This is a genomic window from Flagellimonas alvinocaridis (assembly GCF_004916895.1).
Taxonomy (GTDB): domain Bacteria; phylum Bacteroidota; class Bacteroidia; order Flavobacteriales; family Flavobacteriaceae; genus Flagellimonas; species Flagellimonas alvinocaridis.
On sequence record NZ_SNTZ01000111.1, the window covers coordinates 1 to 396 of the forward strand.

Annotated in this window: 1 rRNA gene; it reads right to left on the minus strand. The window is 52.7% G+C overall.

The window, feature by feature from the left end:
* Positions 1-96: 96 nt before the first annotated feature.
* Positions 97-396 (minus strand): 16S ribosomal RNA (locus EZV76_RS17990); the annotation flags it as partial.

A 396-nucleotide genomic window follows, 5' to 3' on the forward strand; every position in this document is an offset into this window, starting at 1 on the left:
GCACACCCAACGAGGACAAACACCGAACGGTCCGAAGACCGATCCGATGACATCCCGGTTTAGGTACTTGTTCGCGGGTCATGCAACTTCACAGTTTTCGACAATGATCCTTCCGCAGGTTCACCTACGGMAACCTTGTTACGACTTCTCCTTCCTCTAAATGATAAGGTTCAGTGGACTTCTYGCKACGTCGCRGGCRGCGAACCGCCCACGKCGCCKCRATCCGAACACTTCACCGGACCATTCAATCGGTAGGAGCGACGGGCGGTGTGTACAAAGGGCAGGGACGTAGTCAACKCGAGCTGATGACTCGCKCTTACTAGGAATTCCTCGTTKAAGACCAACAATTGCAATGATCTATCCCCATCACGATGAAATTTCAAAGATTACCCGGGC